We start from the raw sequence: 6,105 nt of genomic DNA, 5'->3' as shown, positions 1-6,105 counted from the left end.
CCAACCCCTCAATCCTTGAGGGGCTCCCTCGCCGGTTGGCAGGAACAAACAATAGTTTGTTCAATGCCAAGAGGGTTTAGGTGGAGTCCAGTTGGTCAAGTCAAATACTCCCTTTGCTTCGCTAGGTCCGTTTTGATTGACCAACACACGCAAAGATCTCTATTGACTGTTTTCACTTCGCTCTTGTTGTTTCACCGCATACTCATATAATCGTTCATTAAACTCTTTATCTATTTTTAAAAATTGATTCTCTACGTTATAACGTTCTTCTACTTCTTTCATCAACAACACATCCGGTTCTGGCATTACATATTCATCATTTACTACAATCGGTCTAGCTGGTTGCGTCTTTACTTGTAACGAAGTCAACTTACAAAACTGTGGTACTGAAAGTTCCCTCATCTTTGCCAATATTTCTAACTTCTTATACTGTTCTTCATTCACTGTAAACTTGATCTGAATTGTTTTCTCTTTGTCCATTTTAGTACCTCCAATATGTACCTTTTAGTACATATAATTATACCATTAAGTACCATAAAATCCAAGTATTGCAGAAGTAGAAATTTAAGTTTTTACTTCTGCAATACTACCTAACTTTTCACCTCTTTTTTTCTATAAAATCAACATTACCCAAACTTGTTATATACCTCTCAAACACTCCAGATTTATCTATAACCTACCTGGGTTTTATTATCCATATAAAAACACCAAAGAACAAAAAGGCCTCTCAGACAAGCTGAGAGACACTTTAAATGTATATCTTGTTATTTCCATTCTTACTTCATCAGAAATCACACTAAGAGTATGCAAGATTCTATGCAAAAAAAGAATAGCGAAGATCCTTGGAATCCCCGCTATATCAACCATGTATAAAATCATGCATATCAATTTTTTATAGAAAAAAGAAAAACCTCATAAAAACAAGGATTCTATGAAAAACCTTGCTACCGATAATTGTGCGTTATGTATACTAGATTTGTATAACGTATTCATGTGTTTTTAATAAGTCATCTTGAATCTAAGTACATTCCCTTAACAAGTGCATAGAATAATTTTGTAAAAACGCGAAAGGATTGGGAAAAATGCACTATGATCCTTATATATACCCATATCAATATCTTTATTATGTTAATGTACCAATACCAATACCAATGTATAACTATGGAAGACAGTCTGTTTACCGGACTTTTCCTAATGAGATAGAGCATGCAAACAGATTTGATTCTTTTTGCTCTTCTAACAATGACAGAAGAATTTCATTAACAGATTATGGACCAAAACCATTTGTCGTTAATATCAATGAAGCAACGAAGCAAAACAATACCTATCGTACTGCTTTATGGACAGGAGCACATTTACAAGTTACTTTAATGAGTCTCAATGTTGGCGAAGATATCGGTTTGGAAGTACATTCTAACGTTGATCAATTCTTACGTATTGAACAAGGCCAGGGGATTATTCAAATGGGCAAGAATAAAGATAATTTAAACTTTAAAAGAAATGTCTATGATGATTATGCCATAATGATACCCGCTGGAACATGGCATAATCTAACCAATACAGGTAATATTCCTCTAAAACTTTACTCGATATATGCTCCTCCTAACCATCCATTTGGTACTGTACATGTAACAAAAGCCGATGCCATGGTAAATGAATAAAACTATTAAAAATAATAAAAAGGATCTTAGATTGAAGATCCTTTTTTTATGCCAATAATGATGCGTTATGTTAACTGTACTTGTATACAATATACAAAACAAAAATACTTTTTTAGATGCAAACACATATAAGATATCTAAAGTTATAGATGAACAAAATGTACTATTGAAGAATATATAAAATATATATCAAATATAGTACAAGCCTATTCATTACATCCTTAGTAAAAATAAAATTTTATGGCTTTTGGAGGAAAACATATGCCCAAAAAAGTTCTCTTGTTTACAGATTTGGGAATTGATGATGTGTTTGCTATTCTGTACACCTTTTTTCGTAATGATATCCAACTTGTGGGGATTGTAGCTGATTATGGAAATGTATCGAGAGAGAATGCTATAAAAAATATTAATTATTTGAAGTATATTTCGGGAAGGAAAGAGATACCCGTATTTCTCGGTGCTTCTGTACCTTTAACAGGTATATTGGTTCAATATTTTCCTGAAGTACATGGAAAAGTAGGACTAGGACCTATCATTCCACCTGAAATCCCTTATCCAATTTATCCTATAAATGATATTTACAAAATTATAAACTCAAATTTAGACGATCTTACAATTATCAATTTGGGAAGACTTTCCTCATTGGCTACATCATTTATTTTGAATTTAGAAGTAATGCGGAATGTGAAAGAATACATTTGCATGGGTGGAGCCTTTTTTTACCCTGGAAACGTGACTGCTGTGGCTGAAGCTAACTTTTACGCAGACCCTTATGCAGCAAACTTAATTCTGCAGCATGCGAAGAATTTGACAATTATTCCATTAAACGTCACCCAACACGCGATTGTTACACCTGAAATGGTTCAACAAATTGATGCATTTCACCGGAATACACAAGACCTTGCAGGACTCATCATCAAACCTATGTTAGACTACTACTATAATTTCTACTCTAAATCGAATCCTGGCATAGGAGGAAGCCCTATGCATGATTTTGTAACAATATGGTATTTGTTGAATCCAGATGCAGTTCATCTGTCAAAAGTGCCCATCAAAGTAATTCCCGATCAAGGAGAAGGATTTGGTCAAAGTATCGCAGACTTTCGTTTTGTGACAAATCCAGGTTATAAAACACATAATGTCGCTTTTCAGTTCAATTACGAAAGATTTAAAAGAGATATTATGGAAACCTTTTTAAGGAAAAGACTGTAGCATATCCTAAATAAAGATAAAAATACATATTTAAAAAAGAATTATGTAAAATAGCCGTCCAAATAGATGGCTATTTTTTTATTAGTTTGGTTTTGATCTTAATCTTATCTTTTGGTATTCCCTTTGCTTTTTGGCTAGAGTGCTGGCTCGTCGTGTGGGGGCGAAACCCCACGTATTCCGTATCAATTATCGAGTAAGAACTATTTTAGAACGAATGATCTAAGCGGTTCGGCTCGTATACTTGCTTGTCCAAGTCGAGGACCATTGCTTTGCTTTTTGTCTGTCGGCTTGGCGAGAAAAGCACACGAGCCGAAAAAACTTCTACAAGGATGGAGCAAAGCGAAGAAGGTGGAGATTTTTTGAGTGTTTTTCTCAAAAAATACTACCTGTTCCTTGTAAAAGTTTTAGCTCTTAAGGAAAAAGAGAAAAAAAGACCAACTAAAAGTTGGTCTTTTTTTAAAATATCAAAGGGGCTATTTAGCCCCTTTGATATTAGAAGAGAGGAAATGTCAGTAAAAAAGTGGGATAAACCCAGTCATATCAATGGATTTGGCGTTTTTTCTTGTGTTCATATTTGATAGCAATTGTGTTCATTTTTGAAGATGTCTGTATTCTTTTAATGAATACAATTGTATTTTTAATATGATTGTGTTAGTGTTCTTTTAAAGAGATATTTAGTGTTCAAGTTTGAATACATACACATTAAATAAATAGGGGGATATTTCATGGAAAAACATGACGAAAATTTAGAATATCATGCAGAAACTCAAACCTTAGTCGGTCAAAAGAAACGAGAATTAGTAGATACTGAAACTGGAGAAGTTATTCATGTAGACCAAATAACCAAAAGAGTTTATGGAACCAAAAATTTTTGGAAAATGTACTTAATGGATTTCTTAACAGTTCTAGGGATCATAGACAACAAACAACTAGATGTCTTTATATACATAGCCGAAAATACAAACCAATCTAACAATCTTTTTATAGGCACATATAGGAGTATCTCAAAAGATGTTGGTGTCGGTGTAAGCACAGTTACACGTATTATGAAAAAACTACAAGAAAGCAATTTTATCAAGAAAAAACAAAATGGCGTTTATATCGTAAATCCTAACATCATGATGAAGGGGAATGATACAAAACGACAAATACTATTGAGTTATTATGAAGAAGATAAGCCTTTAAATTCTATCGACATATTAAGAGGAAAACAAAAAGCTCTTCCAGAACAAGAAACAACAAAAAACGAATCAAAAAAATTAGGATTGGAGACGAAAAATAATGATTGAGGGCGTTGAATTAAATATTTATTTAGATGACGATACAGTATCATTTAGTCTATCCCCTGTACAAACAGAAGTTATATTTAAAGCATTGGGACTACAATTTGATGAAAATACACAAACATTAAGTTCATTTAGTGATAACAGCTTACAAAAACATGTTCTTCCTAAAATTAATTTTGTACCTAAATAAAAAGCATTACATCAATTGATGTAATGCTTTTTATTTATCTTCATATTCATGAAGTTCAATCACATTTTCTGAATCGCCAATAATACGAGCATACTCCAAACCACCATCTACGCCCACTGATCCACATAAACAATACTTAAAATCATAAGTGAACTTAGATTCAATTACATCCCCACATTTTCGGCATTGAATTGCATTTCTCTTTAGTTTTTTCATTGATAATCCCCCTATCAAAGTTCTCGTTCATTTCCACGTTCTTTTCTTTGTTGCGTTTGTTGAGTTGCAAGAAACTTTGACGCTGCTTCATATCCTTTTTTCTCATTTTCATTCAATGCTTTTTCCGAATATCTAAGAGAACTAAATCTATTTATGGATGCATTTACTTTTCTCTTACAAAAACCAATTATTTCATGAAATTTTGACACTTCTTTTGGAATAAACTTCTCATAAAATTTATTCATTTCATCAAACAATTTTCCTAGACGTTCATATTTGCCCTTATATGGCTTTAACCTTTCATTTTCTTTTTCCAAACGCTTCACCGTTGTATGTAAATCTGTATTACTCGCTTGTAACGCTTCATTCTTACGATGTAACGTCGTATTTTCGCGTTTAAAGGCTTCTGATGCTTTTGCCTTAGTTTTGAGTTCTTCAAAGTCTTCTACACTCATTTCAACCGTTTTAGAGCGTAAAATACCACCTTTATATTTCACTTCGATCTTATCGACTTTATTTGTTGATTTCACTGCATTTTGTAATTGATTCAAACGAGATTCCAATTGTTCCATCTGTTTATTGACTACTTCTTTTTTCTGTAAGCATTGTCCGATCTCTTTTTCTAAAGCATTTATCTCTTCCTTTGCGGTCATTGCTTTAAATTTTCGCATTTCTACATGTTTTTTGTCACTTGATACACCACGTTCCAAATAAAAGCCCTTTTCTACCATGTGAGCATGAAAATCGTCCTGGAGTGAAACCAATTCTTTTCGGTTAAAAATTTGTTTCGCTGATAACTTATTTTCTCCGGTTACCGGAACCATGCCAACATGCATATGAGGTGTTTTCTCATCCAAATGTACCGCTGCATGTACAATATTTTGTTCGCCATATCTATCTTTTAAGAAGCTATACGCTTCTTTAAAAAACACTTTTTGTTGAGCTGGATCAACCATATCCAACACATCGAAAAATTCTCTATCACTTGTTACCACAAACTCACACATCACAACCGCATCTTTTCGAATCGCCCGATTGGTCTCTACATTCTGTTCAATTTTGTCTTTCACTGTTTTCAAATAATCAATGTGGCCATCATTATGTAAATCATAATTAAGATGTGTTCGCTCCGATTCAATATCATGATTTGTGTGACTCTCTTTTTCTCTCTGATTATGAATTTGAATTCCCTTCACATCTCGCATTTTAAATTTCTGCATTCGGCAAATTGCGTAACTCATTTTTTCGCCTCTTTTCCATAGGTTCTACGTCCTTATCAGTCCCTAGAACCATATAAAGTATATATACTTCTCTACTGTTTTTCGGTGGACTTCCATGTAAAGTATAGCACACTATACTTTACTATCGTAAAGGTGTGCCCTGCAGGGCTGTTCGGCAAGCCGAACCAAACCTTGGACTTTGTCCAAACCTACAAGGGAGAACCTCCCCCTTGACCCCTTCAATCGAACTCCCCAACCCCTCAATCCTTGAGGGGCTCCCTCGCCGGTTGGCAGGAACAAACAATAGTTTGTTCAATGCC

General features: G+C 33.9%; 8 protein-coding genes. 5 read left to right on the top strand and 3 right to left on the bottom strand.

All coding sequences use genetic code 11. The annotated features are described in order from the left end of the window. Window positions 1–159 precede the first annotated feature (159 nt). On the bottom strand, window positions 160–480 hold the full coding sequence (locus PDQ33_RS27970; RefSeq protein ID WP_000356677.1) for a hypothetical protein: 321 nt from the start codon (window positions 478–480) through the stop codon (window positions 160–162). A gap of 602 nt (window positions 481–1,082) precedes the next feature. Between PDQ33_RS27970 and PDQ33_RS27965 the strand changes: the two genes are divergently transcribed. The 5 genes from PDQ33_RS27965 (at window position 1,083) to PDQ33_RS27945 (ending at window position 4,349) form a co-directional block, all read left to right on the top strand. Then, on the top strand, window positions 1,083–1,661 hold the full coding sequence (locus tag PDQ33_RS27965; protein WP_270757044.1) for a cupin domain-containing protein: 579 nt from the start codon (window positions 1,083–1,085) through the stop codon (window positions 1,659–1,661). Window positions 1,662–1,922: 261 nt separating this feature from the next. Then, a complete protein-coding gene (locus PDQ33_RS27960) occupies window positions 1,923–2,873 on the top strand; it encodes a nucleoside hydrolase (RefSeq protein WP_001125087.1) in 951 nt (316 codons plus the stop codon). A 269-nt stretch (window positions 2,874–3,142) separates the two neighbouring features. Beyond that, a complete protein-coding gene (locus PDQ33_RS27955) occupies window positions 3,143–3,451 on the top strand; it encodes a hypothetical protein (RefSeq protein WP_270406486.1) in 309 nt (102 codons plus the stop codon). Window positions 3,452–3,598: 147 nt separating this feature from the next. Beyond that, window positions 3,599–4,162: a replication/maintenance protein RepL gene (locus tag PDQ33_RS27950; RefSeq protein ID WP_000410815.1), complete on the top strand. Its 564-nt coding sequence runs from the start codon at window positions 3,599–3,601 to the stop codon at window positions 4,160–4,162. Then, window positions 4,155–4,349, top strand: a complete 195-nt coding sequence (locus PDQ33_RS27945; RefSeq protein ID WP_000569534.1) for a hypothetical protein — start codon at window positions 4,155–4,157, stop codon at window positions 4,347–4,349. The genes PDQ33_RS27950 and PDQ33_RS27945 overlap by 8 nt, the downstream gene beginning before the upstream one ends. A gap of 30 nt (window positions 4,350–4,379) precedes the next feature. Here the strand turns inward: PDQ33_RS27945 and PDQ33_RS27940 are convergent, their stop codons facing one another. Beyond that, complete coding sequence (locus PDQ33_RS27940; protein WP_000734368.1) at window positions 4,380–4,565, bottom strand: DUF7695 domain-containing protein; 186 nt, start codon at window positions 4,563–4,565, stop codon at window positions 4,380–4,382. Between the two features lie 14 nt (window positions 4,566–4,579). Beyond that, on the bottom strand, window positions 4,580–5,806 hold the full coding sequence (gene mobV / locus PDQ33_RS27935) for a MobV family relaxase (protein WP_000119309.1): 1,227 nt from the start codon (window positions 5,804–5,806) through the stop codon (window positions 4,580–4,582). Window positions 5,807–6,105 lie beyond the last annotated feature (299 nt).

It is taken from the genome of Bacillus cereus group sp. Bc031, assembly GCF_027716265.1.
GTDB lineage: Bacteria > Bacillota > Bacilli > Bacillales > Bacillaceae_G > Bacillus_A > Bacillus_A paranthracis.
Note: the sequence above shows the minus strand (reverse complement) of the source record. Positions and strands in the feature narration are given on the sequence as shown.

Coding starts and splice junctions, on each gene's coding strand:
- PDQ33_RS27970 (WP_000356677.1), bottom strand. CDS start 480: ATGGACAAAGAGAAAACAATTCAGATCAAGTTTACAGTGAATGAAGAA.
- mobV (WP_000119309.1), bottom strand. CDS start 5,806: ATGAGTTACGCAATTTGCCGAATGCAGAAATTTAAAATGCGAGATGTG.
- PDQ33_RS27965 (WP_270757044.1), top strand. CDS start 1,083: ATGCACTATGATCCTTATATATACCCATATCAATATCTTTATTATGTT.
- PDQ33_RS27950 (WP_000410815.1), top strand. CDS start 3,599: ATGGAAAAACATGACGAAAATTTAGAATATCATGCAGAAACTCAAACC.
- PDQ33_RS27940 (WP_000734368.1), bottom strand. CDS start 4,565: ATGAAAAAACTAAAGAGAAATGCAATTCAATGCCGAAAATGTGGGGAT.
- PDQ33_RS27960 (WP_001125087.1), top strand. CDS start 1,923: ATGCCCAAAAAAGTTCTCTTGTTTACAGATTTGGGAATTGATGATGTG.
- PDQ33_RS27945 (WP_000569534.1), top strand. CDS start 4,155: ATGATTGAGGGCGTTGAATTAAATATTTATTTAGATGACGATACAGTA.